Below are 23779 nucleotides of genomic sequence, written 5' to 3' on the forward strand. Positions count from 1 at the left end.
ACCTCGCTGGCTCCTTCGCTTTTCGCCAAGGCGAACCGGACGCAGCGCCATCGCAGGCTCTCCCGCGACCGGATCGGCAACGGCGAAAGGAGCCCGATATGATCCGAGGTCGGCCTCTCGCCTGGGTCCGCGAAGCCTAGTTCGAACCATCGACGTGGTGCCTGCCCAAAGGGCACGCTTCCCGAGACGGATGCGTGATGGCCCGCGCAGGAGGATAGCGACCGATCGGTCAGGGCTGGTCGGCCGAGCCGAGCGCAACGGTCAGGGTGACCGCGAGCACCAGGGCTGTCACGACGATCAGCGCCGTCGACAGCGATGTGGCGGTGAGCGTGGCGCTGGCCAGGATGACTCCGGTCGCATTCGACGTGCGCAAGAGGGCGAACACCTCCGGACGCTGGGCCGGCGTCGCCAACCGGTCGAGCACCAGCGAGTAGGTGGTCGCCAGCGGGGCCAGAACCGCTCCGATCAGGACCGCGCCCATGATCGTCACCGCCAGCGAGATATGAAGCGCGGCGAGTCCCGCCCCGAGCGTCATGACGCTCAGGAACGCCACGACGGCGCGGCGCGAGGGCGCTTGGTTGCGCACGCTCACCCAGACGCCGCCCGCAATCGAGGCCAGGCACAGCGGTACCGTGAAGAGGATGGCGGAGGCGGGCGCATACCCGAAGGACAGCGCCAGGGCGACCGCTCCGATCTCGATCGCGGCGATGGCGGAGCTGCCGGCGGCCGAACAGGTCAGCCACAGGAGAATCGACGGACTGAGCACGGAGGTACCGCCGTCCAAGGGGTCTTCGACCGAAACGGGTCCCGTTGATGGTACGAGAAGAGCCGGGAGCGCGCCCAGGAGCGCAAGCGCGGCGATGCCGAGAACAGGGGAAAGGGTGCCGAGGCCCGATGCGGCGACCGGGGCAAGAACGAAGGTCACCTCGTTGAGGGTCGCCGAGACGCCCAGCGCGCGCGGCAGGTTGGAGGCGGGCGTCAGCTGGTTCAGGATGGATCGCAGGAAACCGTAGGCCGCGCCGTTCACCGAGCCGGCCAGGGCGGCCAACGGATAGAGCCAGGCGAAGGCAACATCCGCCGTGGCCAGAACGGCGAGCACCAGAAGAGATGCCGTGCGGATCGCGATCAACCAGCGCAAGAACCCGGCCGCGGGCCGCCTGCGGCCCAGACGGGTGATCGGGATCGCGCCCGCCACCTGAGCCAGCGTCATGACGAGGATGAGGGCCGCCCCACCGCTGGCGTCGCCTGTCAGCAGCAACGCGAGAAGCGAGAACGCCACCGGCCCGGCGGCCTGCGGGACGGTCAGGGTGGCGGCCGAGGCGAACCAGCGCGTCAACGCGAAAGACCTGTTCGCGGCGTCTGTCTTCAACCCGACCATGCACCGGCCCCTCTTTGGGCCGGGCCGTTCCCGGACATTGCTTCCCGCGACGGGATGAGGACGTTACCTCACGGTCGCGACGGTACGTCGAGGCGTTGCCGCAATCAAGGAAAGCGCAGCTTGCCGATCTCGTCGACACGGATCGGGACCCGCTGGATCGGACCCGGCAGACCGCGCGCGTTGCGATGCAGAGGCTCGCGACGATGCGGTGGCCACATGGGGGCGTCGCAGGTTGCGATGCGCCGCCGGTCCGTGAGCCCGGCGAAGCGGTTCCCACCCTTCTGGCGCCGGCGGTGGAATGCCGGATTGCCGGCGCACGAGCCCTGCGGCCTCGTCTCAATGACATACAGCGCTCACGGCCTCGCGCAGCCGGCTCCGCTGGAAACCACGCGCCGTCGCAGCCGCGCTCGGGCAGCGGATGGCTGGAAAAACGCGCGGCCGAGCGGGCGACGAAGGCACGCGATCCCGATGCGCAACTCGGCACGCAGTTCTGCGTCGAGGTTCGACGAGCGGCTCGCCGAACCGGAAGGCCAGCGGCTTGCGCGCGTTGACCCGCCCGATCGCGACGCGCCGTCGCGAGCCCGCATGTCCGCCCCGGCCGCGGCAAGGAGCGCGTTGCCGCGAGCACGCGAGCGGCTTTGGTCAGGAAGCGAACCGTGCGATACCGGAACAGCCGCATCCCGCATCCCGACGGCCATCCAACCCGGACGGGGCTTCCTTGAGGGGCTGTTCCGGCACCCTGCAGGAGCGTCGCGAACCGGCTCGAAAGGAACCGCTTCCGGCTCGGCGGCCCGGTCACGGATGGTGGTCAGAAGTGGATGCCCTTGCCGCGTCCCAGGAAGTCGCAAGCCTTGGCGTTGCCGGCGATGCCGATCAGAAGCGTGCTGAGCTCCGGCTCCAGCACGGCGTCCGCAGCTTCCAGCAGCGGAAGCCAGACGATGCGGCGCTGATCCTGCTCCCGCCACCGCTTCTTCTGGCGTTTCACCCGCAGCGCGAACGCGTCGACGCGCGTCAGCCGGAAGTCGACGCGCGTGCGACGCCAGTAGGTATAGGAGCCGATCGGAACGCGAAGGGTCGAGCCGACCAGGCCCGCTTCCTCTTCGGCCTCGATCGCGGCCGCCTCGTCGTCGCGCCGTCCCTTCATGGGCCAGCCCTTCGGGATGATCCACCGGCCCGTGCCGCGCGAGGTCACGAGACAGACTTCGGCCCGCCGATCCTGGTCGAGGCGAATGGGCACGGCGGCGACCTGGTGGGAATAGCGCTGTGCCCCCACCCGCTCACCGGCCCGTCCGCCGGGGCGCGCTCTCGTCTCCCGCCACGATCCGCAGGTCGCGGATGGCGACGTCCTGCTGCAGGCGGTCCCGCGGGTCGCGATCCGTCAGAACGGCGTCCATGTCCGACAAGGCCGCCACGACATGAGGCGCCGTGTTTCCGAACTTCTCGTGATGGGCGACGAGAACGCTTTTGCGACTGTGTCGCAGGACATCGTGGACGAGCCCGACTTCCAGCGGATCGTATTCCAGGATCGAGCCCTCGTCGTCGATCGCGCTCGCGCCGAGGATCGCGACGTCGAACTTGAAGCGATGCCGGCTCGGGTCCTCGCCCAGCGTCAGGACGCAGGAGTCGCTTCGGCGCACGTAGCCGCCATAGACATAGACCGTCGCCTCGGTGTGGAGCGCGCAGCGATGGGCGACCGTCAGGTTGGGCGTTGCGATCAGGAGACGCGGCCGTCCGGACAGCACCTCGTGCAGGTCGTCGAAGGTGGTCCCGAGGCCGACGAACACGGTGGAGCCGGGCTGGAGAAACTCCTCCAGTCCCTCCATCAGCCGACGCTTGACCGAGATCAGCGTCGCTTGGCGCTCGTCGTGGACATGGCGCGCGACGCCCGGCGCCGCGAAGGCGGCCCCGAAACCCTTCTGAAGGGCGCCCCGCTCCTCGAGTGATCGAAGGTCGCGGCGGATGGTCTGGTGCGTGACGCCGAAACGCTCCGCCAAGTCCGCGACGGGAACCGCGCCGCGGCGTTGAACGGCTTCCACGATCTCGCGCTGACGGGCGAGCGCCCGCGGGGCGAGGCGCTCGTCGTCGCCCCGCGCTTCGGCTTCCGTGAGCGGCATGCCGGCCCCGGTCATGCGAAGCGCACGCCCAGATAGGTCCGGTCGTCGGTCATGATGCCCGCCGTCGTGCCCTTGGTGCTGAGAAAGCGGCCGAGCTTGTCGGGATCCGCGGTCTCGACCTCGCGGAACGCCGCCTCCCATGCCGCGATGCCGAAGCCCTCGCCCGGCTTGAAGTATCCGTCCGAGAACAGTTCCAGCGTTTCCACCTCCTCGACCGGCCAGACGCGGTGGTCGATAAAGGCGGACGGGATCTCGAAGCCGTCGAGGCAGCCGTAGCCCAGAGCACGCTCGGTCGTGTTCACGAAGTCGCCCTGGCCATGCGCGATGCCGCGCCGGACGAGGTCTTCCAGCTCCCATTGCGGCGCGTCCGGCAGGTGTGCGCGGCAGGCGTCCAGCGCGCGGGCCTCGATCTCGCCGACAAGAGCGATCTCGTCGCCCAAGGGACCGGGGGAGGGTGGACGCGTGCCGTTCCAGGTCAGAAAGGAGGAGAGCTCGGCGCAGCGCTCGCGACCGTAGCCGCGCTCCGCCAGGAGCGCCCAGGCCTCGCGCCGCAGGATGCCGGTCACGTCGTCGAGGGGTTTGAGCGACTGGACGAGTTCACGGCCGTTGACCCGCAACCCGCTGTCGCCGACCGCCACCATCTCGAACCGGTCGTCGAACTGGATGACGGCCATGATGGTGCAACTGGCGCGCACGCTCCAGTCGGCCGTCGCCCTGTCCAGCGAGCCGGTTTCCACATAGCCCGCGCGCAGGCTGGCCGTCAGGTAGCGCGCAAAGCTGTCCGGCCCGGTGTAGCGCAACTCGGGGGCGGCGTTTCGATCCCGCTGGGCGACCAGGAAGCGCTCGGTCGCGGCCTTCACGCGGCGCGATGCGAAGCGACCCGACAGCATGCCGTCGTAGCGCGTCCCGTTGCGGTCGGTCACGCCGTCGATCACGGCGTAGCCGGCACCCTCCACGACCACGAAGCTGTCCTCGTTGGTCTCGGGATGGTCGAGGCGCTTGCCGCGCGAGAAAGCTTCCAGATGCATCACAGGGCCATGTCGAAGGAGCCGTCGAGTCGAAAGCCTCCGGCGTCGCGCCGCCGGAGGCTCCGGTAGGAATGCGGCGGGACGAGCCTACTCGCCGATCGCCTGGCGCCACTTGGTCAGCACCGCGTCGGCGCCGCCGAAGGCCTCGAGCGGCTTGACCTCGACGAGCTTGAGCTCGGTCAGCGGCGGCGTGCCTTCGGGTCCCGAGACGTCGGTGCGCACCGAGCGGCGGCCGATGTCCTGGACGAGCCGCTCCTGCGTCGCCTTGGACATGGCCCAGTCGATGAAGACGCGGCCGTTGTCGGTGTTGGGGCCGCCCTTCACGAGGGCGATGCCGTCGGGGGTCGCCGCCGTGCCGTCCTCGAGATGGACGATCTCCATCGGCGCGCCGCCGCGCACGTATTCCAGCGCGTTGTCCTCCAGCATGAGACCCATGCTGGTCTCGCCGTCGGCTACGAAGCGGGGTACCGCGCCGGACGAGTCGGTGAACACGAAGTTCCGGGCGATCTTCGCGTATTCGTCCCAACCCTTGTCGCCGAACACGGTCAGCACCGTCTGCAGCTGCTGCATCGCCGAACCGGATCCGTCGGCGCGGGCCGAGGCGATCTGGCCCTTCCATTGCGGATCGGCCAGCGCCGCCCAGGTCCGGGGCGCGCCGTCCATGGGCTGCAGCTCGGTGTTGACGGCCAGGACGTAGACCACGGCCGTGTAAGGGGTCCAGGCCGGGCTTTCCACGAACTGCGGATCGACCTTGTCCATCTCCTTCGGCTGGTAGGGCTCGAGAAGATCGGCATACTCGGTGAGCTGGCTGCCGGTGACGCTCCAGATCACGTCGGCGGCGGGCTTGCCCGCCTCGGCGCGTACGCGGCGGGCGATGTCGCTCGAGCCGAGCTTCACCACTTCGGCGCGGATGCCGGTTTCCTGTTCGAACATCGGCAGAAGCGTATCGACGATCGAGGCCTTATGGGCCGTGTAGACGACGACCGACTTCTCCTGCGCGAGCGCGGGTGCCGCGAAGACGCCGGACAGCGCGACGCCCAAGATTCCGCCCAGAACTGTACGTCTTCGAAACATGGTTCCTCCCGTAAATGTTCGAAGTCAAATATCCTTGGCATCGATTGTTGTCTCAACGCTGTTCGTGTTGCAACATGAAAATATAAGCGGCGGTTACGAACATGTTGGGTGCTGCGGAGGAGAGGTGGGTCTCATGGCGTACTTGCAGGTTCGGGACGCGACCAAGAGCTTCGCGGGCGGTACCACGGCGTTGCGCGGCGTCTCGCTCGACGTTCGGCGCGGCGAGTTCTTCACGCTGCTCGGCCCCAGCGGCTGCGGAAAGACGACGCTTCTGCGCGCCATCGCCGGCTTCAACCCGCTGACGTCGGGCACCATCGCGGTGGATGGCATCGACCTGACCAGCGTGCCCCCGCACAAGCGCGACATCGGCATGGTCTTCCAGGACTATGCGGTCTTCCCGCACCTCTCCGTCTTCGACAACGTCGCCTTCGGTCTGAAGCCGCGCAAGGTTCCGCCCGCAGAGGTGGCCCGCCGCGTCCCGGAGGCGCTGGAGGCGGTGCGGCTCGCCGCGCTCGCCGATCGGCTGCCGGCCGCCATGTCGGGCGGCCAGCAGCAGCGCATCGGCCTGGCCCGCGCGATGGTCATCAACCCGCGCCTGCTCCTGATGGACGAGCCCCTGTCGAACCTCGACGCGAAGCTGCGCATCGAGCTGCGCGAGGAGATCCGGGATATCCAGCAGCGTGTCGGCATCGCGACGATCTACGTGACGCACGACCAGGAGGAGGCGCTCGCCATCTCCGACCGGATCTGCGTGATGAGCAACGGCCATGTCGAGCAGGTCGGCACGCCGGAAGCGATCTACGGCGATCCGCAGACCCTGTTCGTCGCCCGGTTCGTGGGAACCCTGAACGAGCTGGAGCGCGGACCGGCACTCGCCGATCTTCTGCAGCGGCTCGATCTGGGCGCTGCGGACCGCGACGGCGTCACCTGGACGATCCGTCCCGAGGACATCCGTCTCGTCTCGTCCGGCGCGGCCGATACGGCGGCGCTCGAGGGCGTCGTGTCGAAATGCACCTATCTCGGCCGCGAAGCGCACCTTCACCTGCGAACACCGGCGGGCGACCTGATCGTTCATGTCGTGAACCCGTCGCGCGTCGCCGTTCCCGCCGCCGGCGCGACGGTCGCCGTGGCGGTCGGGCGAGAGGCTCTCATGGGATTTGATGGGGAAGGGCGGCGCGTCGCGGCGCGGGGAGGGGCATGATGGCGCGGTTGTCCTTCTGGAACGGCGTCCTGGCCTTCGCCTGGGTGCTGCTCTTCGTTCTCCTCCTGGTGCCGGTCGGCTCGGTTCTCCTGTCGAGCTTCTTTGACGGCGCCGGTCAGCCGACGCTGGCGAACTACGCCGCCTTCCTGACCGAGACGCGGTTCCACAGGGCCTTCCTGAACACGCTGATCGTCGGCTTCGGCGGCATGATCGGCGCGCTCCTCCTGGGCGCGGCGATGGCCTTCTGTCTGTCGCGCTTCCATATCCGCGGCGGGCGCTTCGTTTCGCTCCTCGCGATCCTGGCGCTCGTCTCGCCGCCCTTCATCGGCGCCTATTCCTGGATCATCCTGTTCGGCGCGGGCGGGCTGGTGCGAACCGGTCTGCGCGAGGTCGGGATCATGATCCCGACCCTCTACGGGGTCAGCGGCATCCTCGCGGTCTTCTCGCTGAAGTTCTATCCCTACGTCTATCTTCTCACGTCCGGCGCGCTCGCCAACGTCAACCGCTCGCTGGAGGAGGCGGCGGAGGGATTGGGCCTCACCCCCTGGCAGCGTACCCTGAAGGTCTCGTTCCCGCTGGTTCTGCCCGCCCTTTCGGCCGGCAGCCTTCTCGCCCTGATCCATGCCATCGCGGACTTCGGGACGCCGCGCCTTCTCGGGCGCGGCTTCAACGTGCTCGCCACGGAGGCCTTCACGCTCTACTCCGCCGAGATCGGCTCGAACCTTTCGATGGCGACCACGATCAGCGTCGTGCTCGTCGCCCTGTCGATGATCTTCGTTCTCGCCCAGCGCTACATGTCGCGGCGCAACGTCTACCACGGCAACATGATCAACAAGCCGGACCGGCGGCAGCTCAGCGGCTGGCGGAACGTCGCCGTCCACGCGCTGGTCTACGTCATCGCGCTTCTGGGCGCGCTGCCCGCGATCATCGCAGTGATCTACTCGTTCCGCCGCACGAGCGGCCCGGTCTTCCAGTCCGGCTTCGCGCTCCAGAGCTACGAGCGCATCGTCTACGGCCTCGGCGACGTCGTGTGGAACTCGCTCAGCTTCTCGGCGATCGCCGTCGTGCTGATCGTGCTCGCCGGCACGCTGATCGGCTGTCTCGTGGCGCGGCGCACGACGCTCGGTACCTCCGCGCTCGATGGCGCGATGATGATCCCCTACGTCATGCCCGGCATCGTGATCGGCATCGCCTATATCGCGGCCTTCAACACCGGGCCGCTGGTGCTGACGGGAACGGCTGCGATCATCATCCTGTCGATCTTCGTGCGGCGCCTTCCCTACACGGTGCGCACCACCGCGACCGCGCTGCGCCAGATCGGCCCGAGCCTGGAGGAAGCGGCGGTCTCGCTCGGCTACAGTCCGTTCCAGGCCTTCCGGCGCATCACGGTGCCCCTGATCGCGCCGGGCATCGTGGCGGGCGCCATGCTGAGCTTCGTCACCGCGATCAACGAGCTGTCCTCGTCGCTGGTGCTCTATGTCGGGCGCACCATGACCATGCCGGTGCGCATCTACCTCCTGATCCTCGACGGCGACTTCGGGACGGCGGCCGCCCTATCCACGATCCTTCTTGTGGTCAGCGGCACGGCGGTCTACGCGGCCTTCGTGTTTCTGGGGCGCGACGAGCGCGCGCTGCTGTGAGGCGGCCCGGCAGTCCGTCCGCTCCGCCTTTCCAGGCCCGCCATCATCTGCGACTTTGAAAGGCTCCTTTTCGGCCCGAATTTCGGGGCCGGGCGGCCTTGGCCCTCCCGATCGCGTCCCGCCGCTTCCTCACGCATTCGATCCCTCGTGAAGCCGCCATGCAGTCCGTCATCGTCATGATCAACCTTGCAGGCGCCGTGGCCCTGCTCCTGTTCGGGCTGGCGGAGGTCAAGCAGGGCGTCCTCCAGGCCTTCGGCGGGCGGCTGAGAGCCGTCCTGGCGGCGGGAACGCGTCGCTCCTGGCGGGCGCTCCTGTCGGGACTGGGCGCGACGCTCGCGCTGCAAAGCTCGACGGCGACCGGCCTCATGACCGCCTCGTTCGTGGAGCGGGGCCTCGTCGAACCCCGCATGGCCCAGGTCGTCCTGCTGGGCGCCAACATCGGCACGGCTCTGACGGCCTGGATCGTGGCGGCCGGCATCGCGTGGCTTTCGCCGGTCCTGCTCCTTCTCGGCTTCGCGCTGCGCCGCAACGGCGCGGGCCCGCGCCAAGGCGCGGGCATCGCCCTGATGGGCGTCGGGCTGCTGCTCCTGTCCTTGCATCTCCTGAGCCTTGCGACGGAGCCGATGCGCGCCTCGCCGGCTCTGGCCGCTTTTATCGGCCTTCTGGACGACGCCTGGCCCGTCGCCCTCCTGCTGTCGGCCGGGTTGGCCCTTGCGGCGGCGAGCAGCCTGGCGGTCGTCATCCTCGTCACCGCGCTCGCCGCCGCTGGGATCCTGTCGGACGGCCTGGTCGTCGTTCTGGTGCTGGGGGCCAATCTCGGCGGGGCGATCCCGCCGGTACTGGCGACCTCGGGTGCTCCCATGGCGGCCCGTCGCGTGGTCCTCGGCAACCTCGTGGTGCGAGGCTGCGGAACCCTCGCGGTGCTGCCTCTGGCGGACCGGCTCGGCGATGCGCTCACGAACCTCGGCCTGGCCGGACCGAACCTGCCCGTCGACGTCCACCTCCTGTTCAACCTCGCGCTGGCGCTTGCGGCCTGGCCGCTTGCGGGATCGCTGGCCCGCCTGATGCGGCGCCTCCTCCCCGATACCCCTCAGGAGCGGAACGCGCCGAAGTTTCTGGATCCGACGGAGCTTTCGACGCCGGTCGTGGCCCTGGCGAGCGCGACGCGCGAGGTTCTGGGCGTCGGCGATCTCGTGGAGAAGATGCTGTGCGACGTCCGGGACGCCTTTCGCCAGCGGGACCCCACGTTCCTGCGCGGCATCGAGCCGCTGGAGAAGGACGTCGACCGTTTGCAGCAGGCGGTGAAGATCTACATTGCCCAGATCAGCCACGACGAGGGTTCCGATAAGGCGCACGAGCGCTCGGCCGAGATCGTGGACTACGCGATCAACCTCGAGCATATCGGCGACATCATCGAGAAGGGATTGGTCCCCGAGATCGGCAAGATGGTGGCCTTCGATCTGCGCTTCTCCGACGAGGGCTTTCGCGAACTCGACAGCTTCATGGAGACGACGATCGAGAACCTGCGCATGGCGCAGACCATCTTCGTCACCCGCGACCTCGACCTGTCCCGTCGCCTCATGGACGCCAAGCTGACGGTCCGGCAGATCGAGAAGACCTCCGCCGCGCGCCACTTCCAGCGACTGCGCGAGAACCGGCGGGCGAGCATCGAGACCAGCTCCCTCCATCTCGACATCCTGCGCGACCTCAAGCGCATCAACGCCCATATCGCCTCGGTCGCCCATCCGATCATGGACGCCGAAGGTCTTCTCGTGGAGAGCCGGGTCCGGCACGGAGCGAGCGGCCTGCCGTCGAGCGTGGTCTCGAACTAGGGTTGGAGCGTTCGGGGATGTCGTCCGGGTCGCGCCGTCTCGGCGAAGGCGCGGACCCTCAGGCCGCGTCGGCTGCCACGATGCGCAAGAGGTCTGCCTTCGTGCCAGGCGACCCTGCGATCACGGGGCCTCCGGCCATCAGGCCGCTCCACCCGGCGGGATCGACGATCCAGCCGCCGGCCTCCTCGACCAGCACGAAGCCGGCAAAGCAGTCCCAGGCGTTCATGTGCGGCTCCCAGTAGGCCGCAAGCCGCCCTGCCGCGACATAGGCCAGCATCAGCGCGCCGGATCCGTTGCGGATGAACATGCCGCCTTCGTCCAGGAGCCGCCCGACGACGTCGGAAACGACACGGCTGGGAACGCGATGGTTGGCGCCGAGGCCGAGAACGCCGGTCTGAAGCGTCGCCGTGTCGGAGACGCGGATCGGCTGCCCGTTCAGCGTCGCGCCCCCGCCGCGCCGCGCGGAGTAGAGCTCGTCCGTGGTCGGGGCGTAGATCACGCCGGCCACGATCCGATCGCCCTCCATCACGGCGATCGACACGCACCAGGCGGGGATGCCGAAGACGAAGGGGCTCGTGCCGTCGATTGGGTCCATGACCCAGCGAAAGCCGGACGTGCCCTCCTGCAGCCCGTATTCCTCGCCGAGCAGGCCGTCCGTCGGAAAACGCGCCGCGATGCGCTCGCGCAGCAGCGTCTCGACCTCCTTGTCGGCGATGGAGACGACATCCTGCCCGTTCATCTTCTGATCGATCGTCAGGCGGGAGCGGTCGCGGAAGTAGCTGAGCGCGACGCGCCCGCCCTCGCGGGCGATGGTCTCGGCCAGGCTCTGTCGGTCGGCTACGGCGGTCCGGGTGGGTTCGATCGTGTCGGGCATGATGGTCTTTCAGGCAGGGATCAGGGCGACGCCGCGCTCGTGCAGGCCGATGCCGATGTCGCTGGCGACGGGACGCACGGTCTCGATGGCCGTGTCGACGACGAAGAGGCGTCCCAGCGCCGTCTCCACCTCGTATTCGATGTGGTCGCCGAGATAGGCGGCGCTGGCGACGCGCCCGTCGAGCCGGCCGGGGCCGGGCTCGCTGAGCGTGATGGCGTTCGGGCGGATGGCGAGCTGGGCGGCGCCCTCGCGCGCGGCGGGTGCGCGGATGGGATGGCGCAGGCCGCCGAGACGGGCTTCGAGCCCGCCGTCCCCGGCACGGGCCACCTCGCAGGGAACGACGTTCGCCTCGCCGATGAAGTCGGCGATGAAGGAGGAGGCGGGCGCCTCGTAGAGCTCGCGTGGGGAGCCGGCCTGCGCGATCTCGCCGCTCTTCATGACGACGATCCGGTCGGACACGGCCAGCGCTTCCTCCTGGTCATGCGTCACGTAGACGGCGGTGAAGCCGAGGCGCTGCTGGAGCTCGCGGATCTCGGTGCGCACATGCCGGCGCAGCCGGGCGTCGAGGTTGGACAGCGGCTCGTCGAGGAGGAGGACCTGGGGTTCGAGAACGAGTGCGCGGGCCACCGCGACGCGCTGCTGCTGCCCGCCCGACAACTCGCTCGGCAGGCGCTCGGCGAACCCTTCGAGGCCGACAAGGGCAAGCCCCTCACGGGCGCGCTCCAGCGCCTGGCGCTTCGAGCTGCCGCCCGAGCGTAGGCCGTAGGCGACGTTCTCGCCGACGCTCATATGGGGAAACAGCGCATAGGACTGGAACACCATCGAGACGTCGCGCTCGTTGGCGGGCAGGTTGGTGACGTCGCGCCCGCCGATCAGGATGCGCCCCGCCGTCGGTTGCTCGAGGCCCGCCAGCATGCGCAGCGTCGTGGTCTTGCCGCAGCCGGAAGGGCCGAGCAGCGTGACCAGCGTGCCCGGCTCGATGTCGAAGCTGAGCTGGCGGATGGCGACGACCGACCCGAACCGCTTCTCGACGGCCTCGAAGCGCACGGATCCCTTGGCGGTTGGGCTGGTCATGCGGGCGACTCCTCGGACAGCGTGGCGGCGGTAATGGGTGCGGCGGCAGCCGGCGCCGTGTTGCGCGTCTCGCGCCGCAGCGTTCGCTGGCCGATCACGAGCTGGAACAGGCCGATCACGCAGACCATCACCACGATCAGGACGGCGGAATAGGCGATGGCGACGCCGTACTCGCCGTTCTCGGTGAGGCCGACGATATAGGAGGTGGCCATGTTGTACTGGGCGCTGACGAGGAAGATCACGGCACTGATCGAGGTGATCGAGCGCACGAAGGAATAGACGAGCGCTGCGACGATCGCCGGCTTCAGGAGCGGCAGCACGACGCGCCGGAGCGTCGTGAAGGAGTTGGCGCCGAGCGTCAGCGACGCCTCGTCGAGGCTGCGGTCGAGCTGGCTCATGGCCGCGATGCCGCCGCGCACGCCGACCGGCATGTTGCGAAACACGAAGCAGATCACGAGGATCAGCGCGGTGCCGGTCATCTCGATCGGCGGCAGGTTGAAGGCGAGGACGTAGGACACGCCGATCACCGTGCCGGGGATGGCGAAGGAGAGCATCAGCACGAACTCCAGCGCCTCGCGGCCGGCAAAGCGCTGCCGCACCAGAAGGTAGGCCGAAAGGAGGCCGACCAGCGCCGTGAGGGGGGCGGCGATGAGGGCGATCTCCATCGTGGTCCAGAACGAATCCCACGCGACGCCGGTCCACAGAAGGCCGCTGTCCCCAGCCGAGACCGAGAAGGCCTTGGCGTAGTGGTCCAGCGTCAGCGTGTTGTCGAGGCCGAGCGTCCGCACGAAGCTGCCGGCGATGATCATCGCATAGACGGTCAGCGTGAAGAGCACCCAGACCGAGACGACGGCGACCACCACGGCGCGCAGCCTGCGGTCGAGCGGCGCGTGGCGCCCCGAGTCCCCCTTGCCGGTCACGGTCGTGTAGCTGCGCCCGCGCAGCCACAGGCGCTGCAGGAAGAAGGCCGACAGGGTGAAGCCCAGAAGGACGAGCGCGAGCACGGCGGCGCGGGCCGGGTCGTTCTGCGCGCCGACCACGGCAAAGAAGATCTCGGTCGACAGGACGCCGTGGCTGCCGCCGAGCACCAGCGGATTGCCGAAGTCGGCCATGCTCTCGATGAAGCCGACGAGGAACGCGTTGGCAAGGCCCGGGCGCATCAGCGGAAAGGTGACGGTCCAGAACGTGCGCCAGCGGTCGGCCCGCATGGTCTGCGCGGCCTCCTCCATGGCGGGGCTGATGCCCTCCATGACGCCGATCAGCACCATGAAGGCGATCGGCGTGAAGCTCAGCATCTGCGCGATCCAGATGCCGGGCAGGCCGTAGAGCCAGCGTCCGCCGTCTAACCCGGTCAGCGCGAGGACGCCCTGCGTGATGACGCCCGAGCGGCCGAACAGGAGGATCAGGGCCAGGCCGATCACGAAGGGTGGCGTGATGATGGGGAGGATGGTGAGAAGGCGCAGCAGCCGCTTGAACGGAAAGGCGGTGCGGGTCGCAACGAGCGCGAAGGCGAGGCCGAGGATCGTCGTACCGAGACCGGTGCAGATCGCGAGCGTCACGGTGCGCCAGGCGAGGCCGCAATGGCCGGAACCGGTGAGGCAGGCGAGCGACCAGATCGACGGGTCCTGGATGTTCGACAGGAAGCTCGAGGCGTCGAAGGAGCCGTCGAGCGCCTGGAAGGCGCCGGCAAACAGGCTCGCCAGCGGATAAAGGACGAAGGCGGTGACGAGCGCGACGACCAGCGCGATAGCCGACAGGACGAAGGCATCGCCCCGCAGGCGCCCGCGCTCGGCCAACCCGAAGGCGAGGAACAGGAGGAAGGCGAGGGCGAGGGTGACGGCGCCGAGGCCGAAGGGCGGCTGGCCGTCGTCCAGGGGGCCGAAGAGACGCTCCCAGCCGCTCCAGTTCCAGCCGCCGTAGCCGATCGCCAGACCCTCCGTGACGAGGAACGCCAGACCGATGCCGCCGACGGCCGCGAGCCATCGTCCCCGCCGCTCGCCGGGGGCGACGAAGCGCAGGGCGACGCCCGCGGCGATCGCCAGGCCCAGCGGCACCAGCCATAGGGCCGATCGCAGCCCGATCTGAAGGAGGCCCGGTGCCGCGTCCGCCGAGAAGGGCCAGGCGCTCGCCCAGCCGAGGGACCAGATGCCGCCCTCCAGCCCGTACCAGGGCAGGATGGCGAAGGCGACGAGGGCAAGGGCCAGCGCACCATCGAGCCGGCGAGCGCGCGAATCCATCGACGGATCCTCCCGAAAGGTGGGCCGGCGGGGCCTTGAGCGGCGCCCGCCGGCGAAGGATCAGTTGGCCGAGGCGCCGATCTCGCGGTCCCAGCGCTCCAGAAGCGCCTTGCGCGTGTCCGCATTGCCGTATTTCGCGAAGTCGTAGTCGATCAGCTTGATCTGATCGAGCTTGGGCGCCTCGGGTGGCACCGTGGCGCTCTTGTTGGAAGGAAGCTGGAAGCTGTCGGCCTCGGCGGCCTTGGACTGAACCTCGGGCGACAGCGCCCAGTCGTAGAAGACCTTGGCGTTCTCGAGGTTCTTGGCGCCCTTGACGATCGACATCGAGCCGACCTCGAAGCCCGTTCCCTCGCACGGGGCGACGGTCTTCACCGGGAAGCCCTGCTTCGTCATCGCCACCGCATCGTGCATGAAGACGATGCCGATGCCCGTTTCGCCGCGCGCCGCCGCCTTCACGGGGGCGGAGCCCGACTTGGTGTACTGCGTGACGTTGCCGTTCAGCGCCTTCTGGTAGGCGAAGGCCTCGTCCTCGCCCATGAGCTGGACGAGCGTGGCGAGCGCCGTATAGGCGGTACCCGACGAGTTCGGGTTGGCGATCTGGATCTCGCCCTTGTACTTCGCGTCGGTGAGATCCTTCCAGCAGGCGGGCGCAGCCAGGCCCTTCTTGTCCAGGATCTGCGTGTTGTAGCCCCAGCCGAGCGCACCGGAATAAACGCCCACCGTCTTGTAGCCCGAGACCTCGGCCTGCTTCTGGGCCCACGGCTGCAGTTGGTCCAGCATGGGCGACTTGTATTCCAGCGTCAGGTTGTCGTCGGCCGCCTGCAGGTGCGGATCGCCCGTGCCGGCCCACCAGACGTCGGTCTTCGGGTTGCGGGCTTCGGCCCGGAGGCGGGCATAGGCCTCGCCGGAGCTCATGCGGACCATGTTCACATCGATGTCGTGGCTGGCCTCGAACTCCCGCTCCATCAGCTCGCACCATTTGACGTCGGCGGCGCAGACAAGATTCAGCGTGCCCGCCGCTCGGGCGGGCAGGGCGGCAGCCAAGGCGCCGAACAGAATGGTGGTGACGAGAAGTTTGGTGCGCATGATCGAGCCTCCCAGCATCGTGAACGTTTTGCACTCGTGTGCAAGCTCGACTGCGGGCGGAGGATTGTCAACTGCGCATGACCCTGCAATCCTGTGTCTCGGATGAATGCACGGCCATGCAGGGAAGGGGCGGGGACCTGAGCAAGACGACGCGCCCTTCGGTGGGGCCCGCCTTTGCGAGCGCGCAGGAGGTGGCGCGACGGGCCGGGGTCTCGCGCTCCGCCGTCTCGCGGGCCTTCACCCCCGGCGCCAGCATCGCGCCCGACACGCGCGCCAAGGTGGAGGCGGCCGCGGCCGAACTCGGCTACCATGTGAACCATCTGGCCAGGGGCCTGATGCGCCAGCAGACCGGGATCGTCTGCCTCGTCGTCGCCGACATCCAGACACCCTACCTCTCGCGGCTTCTGGAGAACCTGTCGCGCCGGCTGCAGGAGGCGGGCAAGGTCGTCATGGTGCTCAACGCGGGGCGGGCGTCGGGCAACGTGGAAGGGGCGCTGCGGCAGACCCTCAACTACCGCGCCGACGCGACGGTCGTGCTTTCCGGCACGCCCTATCGCTCCATCGCGCAGAGTTGCCTCGACAGCGGCCAGCGCTTGGTGCTTCTGAATCGAAACGACCACCTGCCCGGCACGGTCAATCTGTCGGTCGACAACGCCCGCGCCGCCCGCACGGCCGCGACCCTTTTCCTTCACGCGGGCTATCGACGTCTCGCCCTCGTCACCTCGGGGGTCGGGACGCCTAGCCTCACGGCCCGGCGGAACTGCTTCCTTGCCACCGCCGGTGAGGCAGGCGTCGAGGTCCATGTCTGGGAAGGCGGCGCGACGGCCTACGAGAGCGGTCTTCAGGCCGGAACGGCGCTGTTCTCGTCGGCCGAGCCGCCCGACGCCGTCTTTGCGGTGACCGATCTTCTGGCCTGCGGCGTCATGGACGCCGCGCGCCACCGCTTCCGGCGCCGCGTGCCGGACGACGTCGGCGTCATCGGGTTCGACGACATCGAACAGGCCGGATGGGCGTCCTACGACCTGACGACCTTCGGCCAGCCCGTCGCCGAGATCGCGGACTGGACGGTGCGCGTCGTCGCGGGCGGGACGGTCGAGGAGCCCGCGGACAGGGTGTTCGAGGCGCCGCTGGTTTGGCGGTCGTCGGTCGCGCGGTCCCTCTAGCGCGCATCGCTCCGGGGCCGTCCCGGAAGCGCCGAACTACGGAGCCCGGATCCCCGGTACGGATCCGGATCGCCGGCTCAGGCCGCGCGCCGGGTTCCGGCCTTGCGCGCATACATGCGCTCGTCCGCCCGGCGCGCGATCTCATCGATCGTGTCGTGCGAGCAGATCGCCGTGGTGCCGACGCTCGCGCCGATGCGCGCCGTACCCTGCGGCACCGGAATCGGCTGCCGGATCGCGTCCGAGATCCGATCGGCGAGCCGTCGAGCCCGGTCGCGGTCGCCGGTCAGAAGCACGACGAACTCGTCGCCGCCGACGCGCGACACGAACGCGTCCTCTCCAACGATCGCTGCGATACGCCTTGCGACAGCGCACAGGACGAGATCGCCGGCCTCGTGCCCCAAGGTGTCGTTGACGGACTTGAACCGGTCGAGGTCGATGCCGAGCCAGTGGAGGCCGCCGAGCTTCTCGTTGAGCGCCTGCCGCACGACCGCTTCGAGCTGGCGGCGGTTCCAAAGGCCGGTCAGCGGATCCGTCGTGGCCAGGCGTTCCACGGAACGGCGGTCGAGCAGGGCCTCGACCGCTCGGGCGTACTGCAAGCGGCAGTGTCCGAGCACCGATATGATGCCGGCGAGCATCGAGACCGCCAGATACGTGCTGGTGGTGTCGTCCAGCATCGCCAGAAAGGCCGCGGGCATGGCGAGAGGGATCGTCGTCTGCAGGTAGCCGATCTTGGGCTGGAGGGCGACATAGGGGATCGGGCCGTAGGCCATGCCGACCGCGGTCGCGAGCGCCCAGTTCAGCATCGACGCGTCGCCGCCGAGAATAACCAGCGAGGTGAAGGCGGCGAACGCCAGCGACAGTCCGATGCCCCCGACACCATACGCGGCCTGCCAGCGGATCTGGGTGCGCCGCGACTGCGAGCGCTCCCCGAACCGCGCATAGCCTTCCGCCACGGCGATGCGCACCGCGCACGCCAGCCAGACCGCGATCGCGCCGAGCACCATGCTGATCGACGGCGACTGATGAACGGCGGCGACCGTGGGCGCGATGGCGATGAGGACCATCCATCGAACGCCGGTGCGCGACTCGTACATGCGGGCCGTCAGGTCGGCGACGACCTCGTCGGGCAGGGCTCGGTAGGCCGGTATGTTCGTCCGCGTCATACCAGAGCGTTCCCTAGCGTCATGGGAAAACTACGTAGCTCTCGTTAACGGCTCGTTTCCGCCCACCCCCGCCATCGCCGTCCGGCTGCCCGAGGCGAGGGCCGATGCGCTAGTCCTCCACCCCAAACGCAAGGGCTGTCCGGGTTGCCGGGCGTCGATGCGGGCCGAACGGATTGCGGTCATGGCCAAGCTGTTCGCCCTGCAGGAGCCGGCAAGCCGGCGTCATCCTGCAACGAGGGGTGCAAGGAGGGCGATCCGCGACCCCAGGCGTTGCCCGATGGAGGGTTGGGCCCCTGTTGCCGTGACCGGGTATCTTCGACGGTCGATCCGTTTCGAAGCGCTTCGTTAGATCGTCGTTATCGTCTCGCGGCGTAGCCTTGCGGCTCTATCGGGAGGTTTTGCATGGACGTCCGTTTCGCCGCGCTTGTCGTGTTCCTGGTTGGAATGGTCCAGGCCGACGTCGGATGGGCGCGCGAATGGCTGGTGGAGCGCGTGACCGGGACGGCGTGGTCGATCGGCAGCTCCAGCCAGCGCACCGAACTGAAGGCTGGCGCATCGGTCGAGGAAGGCCTGACCATCGCAACCGCAGCCGACGGGCGCATCCGCTTGTCGGCCGACAACAACGTGATGACCCTGGGTCCGGGAAGCATCGCGGCGGTCAGACCCAAGTCCTTCTTCAGTTCCAAGACCGAGGTGCAGCAGCAGGTCGGCACGATCGAGTTCGACGTCGAGAAGCGGGCCAGCCCGCACTTCACGGTGCAGACGCCGTTCATGGCGGTTGTGGTCAAGGGCACGGCCTTCAGCGTCAACGTCGCCAAGACCGATACGCGTATCTCGGTCAACCGGGGCCTCGTGCAGGTGCGCGATCTGCGGAGCGGCGAGACCGCCGGCATAGCGGCCGGGCAGCGCGCCAGCGTTTCCACCCGGTCGGCCGGTCTGCAGACGGCGGGCCCGCAGGCGCCCGCGCCGTCGCCCGGAAAGCCCTCCGCGCCGAGCGTCGCGCCGGTCGGCCAAACCCTGCAAGGCTTCCGCACGACGCAGGCCGCCGAGCAGGCCAGGGCGAGTGTCGCGGCGTCGAGAACCACGAACGCGACGGTCGGCGGCGATGTCGCCACCCGTTCGTTCGGCTTTGCCGCGAGTGTGCCGTCCGCGGACGAGGACCGGTCATCGACCTCGTCCCGGTCCTCCGGCTTCGGTGGCTTCGGCGGCGGCCTGAACGGCGGCGGTGGAGATCGGTCGGCGCGCGATGCCAATGCCGGCGCCAACCCGGAAGCGTCCGCAGCCGCGGCAAGCGAGCGGGAGACGCGGAGTGCCGAGACGGCGACGTCTCCTTCTCCGAACGCGAACGGGCCCGACCAGGGAACCGGGGGACGAGGTCCGGACCGGGGCGATACCTCGACCGGCAACCCCGGACGTGGCCCGAGCGGTGTGGGGCCGGGCGGGGCGGAGCCCGGATCCGGCGGACCGGGTCGAGGCCCGAACGGCCAGGGACCCGATCGCGATGGACCCGGTCGTGGGCCGGACGGCGTTGGCCCGGGGAGTGATGGTCCCGGGCGCGGTCCGGACGGCAAGGGTCCCGGCGGACCCGGCGGCGGACCGGATGGAAAGGGCCAAGGCGCAGACAACCCGGGCCGTGGGCCGGACGGCAAAGGTCCCGGTGGCGATGGGCCGGGTCCGGCGGGGCCGGGGCCCGGCGGGGACGGGCGCGGCCCGGACGACAAGGGCGGTGCGGGCGATGGTCCAGGCCACGGCCCGGACAAGGACAAGGACAAGGACAAGGACAAGGACAAGACCCGTCCCGGACTGGGCGGTATCGGGCGCGATATCGTCAACATCGGACGCGACGTCGTGGACGGTATCGGGCGGGGACGCGGAAACAGCTCCGACACCGGCTCGCGCGGGGGCTTGAGCCTCGGCACCAAGTGACCCGCAGGAACCGAACGCGCCGGGCCCCTGGTCCGGCGTCCTGTCGAGAGCCGACCCGGACACGACGCTGCGGCCACGGCCGTCGCCGGCGATGGATCGCAGCACCGGAAGGAACGGCGCCGAGATGTTGAGCCATGACGTCTTGGCCCGTGTCTCACGAAGGGCGGCTGCGTGGTTCCGGCATGGTGCACCGCTTGCGGGCTTGGCGATCTGTCTCTGCATCGCCGGTCAGTCCGGGCTGATCGCGTCGCTTGACCGCCGGCTGTCGGATGCCCGGTTTGGCGGGTTCGATCGACCGGCGACCGGCGAGATCGTGCTGGTCGACATCGATGCCGGAAGCTTGGCCGAGGTGGGTATCTGGCCTTGGCCACGCCACCTCTACGGCGATCTGATGCAGGCCGCGGCGCGAGCCGGGGCTGCGCGCATCGCCTTCGACGTCGACTTCTCCGCCGCATCGAGGCCCGACGAGGACGCCGCCTTCGCGCAGGCCCTGGCGACCTCGGGATTGGAAACGTTTCTGGCCGCGTTCGTCCAGACCGATCCGGCTTCGGGACGCACCCGCGCCTCGATGCCGATCGAGCCGCTGCTGTCGGCGGCCTGGCCCGTCTCGATCAACGTTCCCGTCGACGCGGACGGGCGCATCCGGCGCTTTCCTTGGTCGATGGACATCGGGGGCGAGACGGTCGGCTCCATGCCCGCGGTCCTTGCCGATCGCCAGGTGGATGGGGGCGAGTTCCTGATCGACCATGCGATCGAGGCCGCCTCGATCCCGCGCCTTTCGGTTGCCGATCTCCTTGGCGGGCGCCTGAAGGACGGATCGCTGGCGGGGAAGACGCTGATCGTGGGCGCCACCGCGATCGAACTCCACGATCTCTTCCCGGTTCCTCGCGCCGGCATCGTCTCGGGGTCGACCGTGATCGCCCTTGCGGCGGAAACGCTGTTGCAGGACCGGGCCCTGTCGCCCTGGACGCCTTCCGTTCCGCTTCTGGCGGTCTTGATGGGCTTCGGCGGCTGGCTTGTCGCGCGGGTTTCGCTTCGATCCCTCCTGATGGTTCTCCTGGGCGCGATGGTCGCGACCGAGGCCGTGGCGATCGGGTTCTACGTCGAGTTCGCCGTCGTGGCCCAGACCGCAGCGCTTCTTGGGACCTTCGCGGCGCTTGCGGTTTGGGGTCTCCTGCGGGAGTTCGACCTGCGCAAGATCCGGTTGTGGGCGGCCGGTATCGAGACGCGCAACACCGGCCGCCTGCTGGAGCGGGTCGTCGTCGACGGGTTCGATGCCGTCGTCATCGTGCAGGAGGGGGAGCGCATCGTCCGCTTCAACGAGGCGGCCCGCGTCCTGCTTGGTTGGCCCGAAACGACACAAACCGGCATGGCGGCCGATCTGCCGGATGCGGTCGGCTCGGCGCTACGGACCGCATCGCTCGAGGCGGACGAGACCGCGGAGCGCCCGATCGCCGAGCGCGGCATGACGCGCGTCCCGATCGACGGCACGTCGCGGATCGTCGAGTACGCGGTCGTTCCGTTCTGGATGGAGCGCTCGCACTGGCGTCGCGGCGACGCGACGCGAACGCGCTACGCCAGTATCACGCTGCGCGACGTCACGGATCGCGAGGAGGCGCAGGAGCGCCTGCGCCATGCGGCCCTGCACGACAGTCTCACCGATCTTCCCAACCGGCGCGCGCTGGATACCGAACTCGATCTCATGCTGGGCGGCGACGGACCCGTCACGCTGATGGCCTTCGATCTCGACCGGTTCAAGAGCGTGAACGACGCCCTCGGCCATGCCACGGGAGATGCCGTGTTGCGGGAGGCTGCCAGACGCGTTGGCGCAGTCCTGCCCGGCGATGCCCGCCTGTTCCGGCTCGGAGGAGACGAGTTCCTCGCGGTCCTGCGCACCGCGGATCCGGTAGCCGCACGCCTCGTCGCGGAACGGATCGTCGAGCGGATCGCCCAGCCCTTCGACGTGAACGGGCACCGCGTCGGGATCGGCATCTGTATCGGCCTTGCAGGGGCGGGCGATGCCCGCCGCGACGCATCCGTCCTGCGGCGGCAGGCCGACGTCGCCCTGTATCAGGCGAAGCGGACCGGGACCGGTTCGATCGTCTGGTACGATTCCGTCATGGACGGGACGCGCCTCCAGCGCCTGGCACTCGAACGGGACCTTGTCGAGGCGGTCGAGGCCGAGACCTTCGAACTCGTCTATCAACCGCAGGCGCGCCTGTCGGACGGCACCTGGACCGGAGCCGAGGCGCTTCTTCGCTGGCACCATCCCGAACGCGGCTTCGTATCGCCGGCGGAGTTCATTCCCGTGGCCGAGGAGATGGGCGTGATCCACGAGCTGGGGGCGTGGGTCCTTCGAACCGCCTGCCGGGATGCGCAGGCCTGGCCGGCGAGCGCGAAGGTCGCCGTGAACGTGTCGCCGATCCAGCTCGTCGCCGGCGACCTCGTCGCAGCCGTTCGCGCGGCGCTCGAGGGCTCCGGCCTCGATCCGAGACGCCTGGAGCTCGAGATCACCGAGTCCGCCTTTGTCGGCGAGGACAAGCGGCTCGCCGGGACCTTCTCCGAACTCCTGGCGATGGGCGTGACCTTCGCGCTGGACGATTTCGGCACGGGCTACTCGTCGCTCGGCTACCTGCACCGGTTTCCCATCAGCAAGATCAAGATCGACCGGAGCTTCGTGGCCGATCTTCCGGGCAGCCGCCCTTCGGAGGCCGTCCTGCGGTCGGTTGTCGCGCTGGCCGACGGCCTGGGTCTCCGGGTGATCGCGGAAGGGGTGGAAACGCTGGCCCAGGCCGAATGGCTGCGCGACATGGGCTGCGAGGAGGTGCAGGGATACCTGTATTCACGGCCTCTCGACCGGTTGCGGGCTGTCCAAACGCTGTCGGCCGGATCCTTCGATCCGATCGGTTCGCGCAACGACGCGCATCGGCGCCGCGCCCACGGCTAGATCGCCGGCGTCTCGCTGGGGTGGCCGGCTGCGCGCGTCGCTTCGCCTTCGGGGACCGGAGATGCTAGGGAGCCGGACCCCCAGAACCGGAGACCGTCTCATGCGCCACGTCATCTTCGACACCGATCCCGGACAGGACGATGCCGTTGCGATCCTGACGGCTCTCGGCTCGCCCGGGGAGATCGAGGTGCTGGGCATCTCGGCGGTCGCCGGCAACGTGCCGCTCCACCATGCCGAGCGCAACGCCCGGCGCATCGCCGAGCTGGCCGGACGCGCGGACTTGCCCGTCTATGCCGGCGCCGACCGTCCCTTCACGCGTGGCCTCGTCACCGCCGAGCACGTCCATGGCTCGACCGGTCTGAACGGGCCGGACCTGCCCGAACCCACGATGCCGCTCCGCGAGGGCCATGCGGCCGACTTCATCATCGAGACCGTGCGCTCGCGGCCCGAGCGAAGCGTGACGATCGCCGCGCTCGGACCCCTCACCAACGTCGCGCTGGCCCTTCTGAAAGCCCCCGACATCGCCGGGCGGCTCGAGGGCATCGTGCTCATGGGCGGAGCCTATTTCGAGGTCGGCAACATCACGCCGGCCGCCGAGTTCAACATCTATGTCGATCCGGAAGCGGCTGCCGTCGTCTTTCGCTCGGGCGCGCCGATCACTGTCCTGCCGCTCGATGCAACGCACGGCATGCGCTCCACCGAGGCGCGCATCCAGGCCTTCGAGCGGATCGGCAACAGGACGGGCGCGGCGGTCGCGGCCATGCTGCGCTTCTCGGAAGTCTACGACCTCCAGAAATACGGCTGGGACGGCGCGCCGCTGCACGACCCCTGCGTCACCGCCTTCCTGCTCGAACCCACGATCTTCGAGGGGCGGGCGGCGAACTGCGAGATCGAGTGCGCGAGCGCGCTGACGCGCGGCATGACGGTCGTGGACTACTGGGGCGTGACGGACCGCGCGCACAACTGCTTCTTCGTGCGCTCGGGCGACAGCGACCGCTTCTACGCGCTTCTCGCCGAGCGCGTCGCGCGCCTGCCCTGAGCC

17 protein-coding genes are annotated in these 23779 nt (G+C 69.2%); 7 read left to right on the plus strand and 10 right to left on the minus strand.

All coding sequences use genetic code 11. The features are described 5' to 3' along the window. Positions 1–229: 229 nt before the first annotated feature. The 5 genes from BLQ76_RS18200 to BLQ76_RS18215 form a co-directional block, all read right to left on the minus strand. The gene (locus BLQ76_RS18200) at positions 230–1336 is read right to left on the minus strand and encodes an MFS transporter (protein ID WP_090676343.1); all 1107 of its coding nucleotides are present in this window, start codon (positions 1334–1336) and stop codon (positions 230–232) included. Between the two features lie 850 nt (positions 1337–2186). Next, on the minus strand, positions 2187–2615 hold the full coding sequence (locus tag BLQ76_RS18205) for an NUDIX hydrolase (RefSeq protein ID WP_244519716.1): 429 nt from the start codon (positions 2613–2615) through the stop codon (positions 2187–2189). Between the two features lie 40 nt (positions 2616–2655). Then, positions 2656–3507, minus strand: a complete 852-nt coding sequence (locus BLQ76_RS18210; protein ID WP_170842653.1) for a DeoR/GlpR family DNA-binding transcription regulator — start codon at positions 3505–3507, stop codon at positions 2656–2658. Then, entirely contained in the window at positions 3504–4520 is a 1017-nt protein-coding gene (locus BLQ76_RS22235) for a hypothetical protein (RefSeq protein WP_170842654.1), read from the minus strand. The genes BLQ76_RS18210 and BLQ76_RS22235 overlap by 4 nt, the downstream gene beginning before the upstream one ends. A gap of 87 nt (positions 4521–4607) precedes the next feature. Continuing rightward, positions 4608–5594 (minus strand): extracellular solute-binding protein, encoded by a 987-nt coding sequence (locus BLQ76_RS18215; protein WP_090676348.1) that lies wholly within the window; start codon positions 5592–5594, stop codon positions 4608–4610. Positions 5595–5727: 133 nt separating this feature from the next. Between BLQ76_RS18215 and BLQ76_RS18220 the strand changes: the two genes are divergently transcribed. The 3 genes from BLQ76_RS18220 to BLQ76_RS18230 all read left to right on the plus strand — a co-directional run bounded on the left by BLQ76_RS18220 (position 5728) and on the right by BLQ76_RS18230 (position 10267). After that, on the plus strand, positions 5728–6795 hold the full coding sequence (locus tag BLQ76_RS18220; RefSeq protein ID WP_090676349.1) for an ABC transporter ATP-binding protein: 1068 nt from the start codon (positions 5728–5730) through the stop codon (positions 6793–6795). Further along, the gene (locus BLQ76_RS18225) at positions 6795–8435 is read left to right on the plus strand and encodes an ABC transporter permease (RefSeq protein ID WP_170842655.1); all 1641 of its coding nucleotides are present in this window, start codon (positions 6795–6797) and stop codon (positions 8433–8435) included. Before BLQ76_RS18220 ends, BLQ76_RS18225 begins: the two co-directional genes overlap by 1 nt. 158 nt (positions 8436–8593) lie before the next feature. Beyond that, positions 8594–10267, plus strand: a complete 1674-nt coding sequence (locus tag BLQ76_RS18230) for a Na/Pi cotransporter family protein (RefSeq protein ID WP_090676353.1) — start codon at positions 8594–8596, stop codon at positions 10265–10267. A 58-nt stretch (positions 10268–10325) separates the two neighbouring features. Here BLQ76_RS18230 and BLQ76_RS18235 read toward each other — a convergent pair whose 3' ends face one another. From BLQ76_RS18235 to BLQ76_RS18250, 4 genes are read right to left on the minus strand one after another with little or no spacing between them, the layout of a single operon-like run. Further along, entirely contained in the window at positions 10326–11141 is an 816-nt protein-coding gene (locus tag BLQ76_RS18235) for an inositol monophosphatase family protein (protein ID WP_090676356.1), read from the minus strand. A 9-nt stretch (positions 11142–11150) separates the two neighbouring features. Next, positions 11151–12215: an ABC transporter ATP-binding protein gene (locus BLQ76_RS18240; RefSeq protein WP_090676358.1), complete on the minus strand. Its 1065-nt coding sequence runs from the start codon at positions 12213–12215 to the stop codon at positions 11151–11153. Beyond that, the gene (locus BLQ76_RS18245; protein WP_090676360.1) at positions 12212–14452 is read right to left on the minus strand and encodes an ABC transporter permease; all 2241 of its coding nucleotides are present in this window, start codon (positions 14450–14452) and stop codon (positions 12212–12214) included. The genes BLQ76_RS18240 and BLQ76_RS18245 overlap by 4 nt, the downstream gene beginning before the upstream one ends. A gap of 60 nt (positions 14453–14512) precedes the next feature. Then, positions 14513–15538 carry an ABC transporter substrate-binding protein gene (locus BLQ76_RS18250; protein WP_090676470.1) on the minus strand — a complete coding sequence of 342 codons (1026 nt, stop codon included), beginning with the start codon at positions 15536–15538 and terminating at the stop codon, positions 14513–14515. 116 nt (positions 15539–15654) lie between these two features. On the opposite strand from BLQ76_RS18250, the gene BLQ76_RS18255 reads away from it, so the two are divergent. After that, on the plus strand, positions 15655–16701 hold the full coding sequence (locus BLQ76_RS18255; RefSeq protein WP_090676363.1) for a LacI family DNA-binding transcriptional regulator: 1047 nt from the start codon (positions 15655–15657) through the stop codon (positions 16699–16701). 77 nt (positions 16702–16778) lie between these two features. Here the strand turns inward: BLQ76_RS18255 and BLQ76_RS18260 are convergent, their stop codons facing one another. After that, positions 16779–17864 carry a GGDEF domain-containing protein gene (locus BLQ76_RS18260; RefSeq protein WP_090676365.1) on the minus strand — a complete coding sequence of 362 codons (1086 nt, stop codon included), beginning with the start codon at positions 17862–17864 and terminating at the stop codon, positions 16779–16781. Positions 17865–18266: 402 nt separating this feature from the next. On the opposite strand from BLQ76_RS18260, the gene BLQ76_RS18265 reads away from it, so the two are divergent. The 3 genes from BLQ76_RS18265 (at position 18267) to BLQ76_RS18275 (ending at position 23776) form a co-directional block, all read left to right on the plus strand. Continuing rightward, positions 18267–19790 (plus strand): FecR domain-containing protein, encoded by a 1524-nt coding sequence (locus BLQ76_RS18265; protein WP_090676367.1) that lies wholly within the window; start codon positions 18267–18269, stop codon positions 19788–19790. Positions 19791–19914: 124 nt separating this feature from the next. Then, positions 19915–22737 carry an EAL domain-containing protein gene (locus BLQ76_RS18270; RefSeq protein WP_170842656.1) on the plus strand — a complete coding sequence of 941 codons (2823 nt, stop codon included), beginning with the start codon at positions 19915–19917 and terminating at the stop codon, positions 22735–22737. A 100-nt stretch (positions 22738–22837) separates the two neighbouring features. After that, positions 22838–23776 (plus strand): nucleoside hydrolase, encoded by a 939-nt coding sequence (locus tag BLQ76_RS18275; RefSeq protein ID WP_090676373.1) that lies wholly within the window; start codon positions 22838–22840, stop codon positions 23774–23776. Positions 23777–23779: the final 3 nt, after the last annotated feature.

The sequence above is a fragment of the Aureimonas jatrophae genome (assembly GCF_900104035.1).
Lineage (GTDB): Bacteria > Pseudomonadota > Alphaproteobacteria > Rhizobiales > Rhizobiaceae > Aureimonas > Aureimonas jatrophae.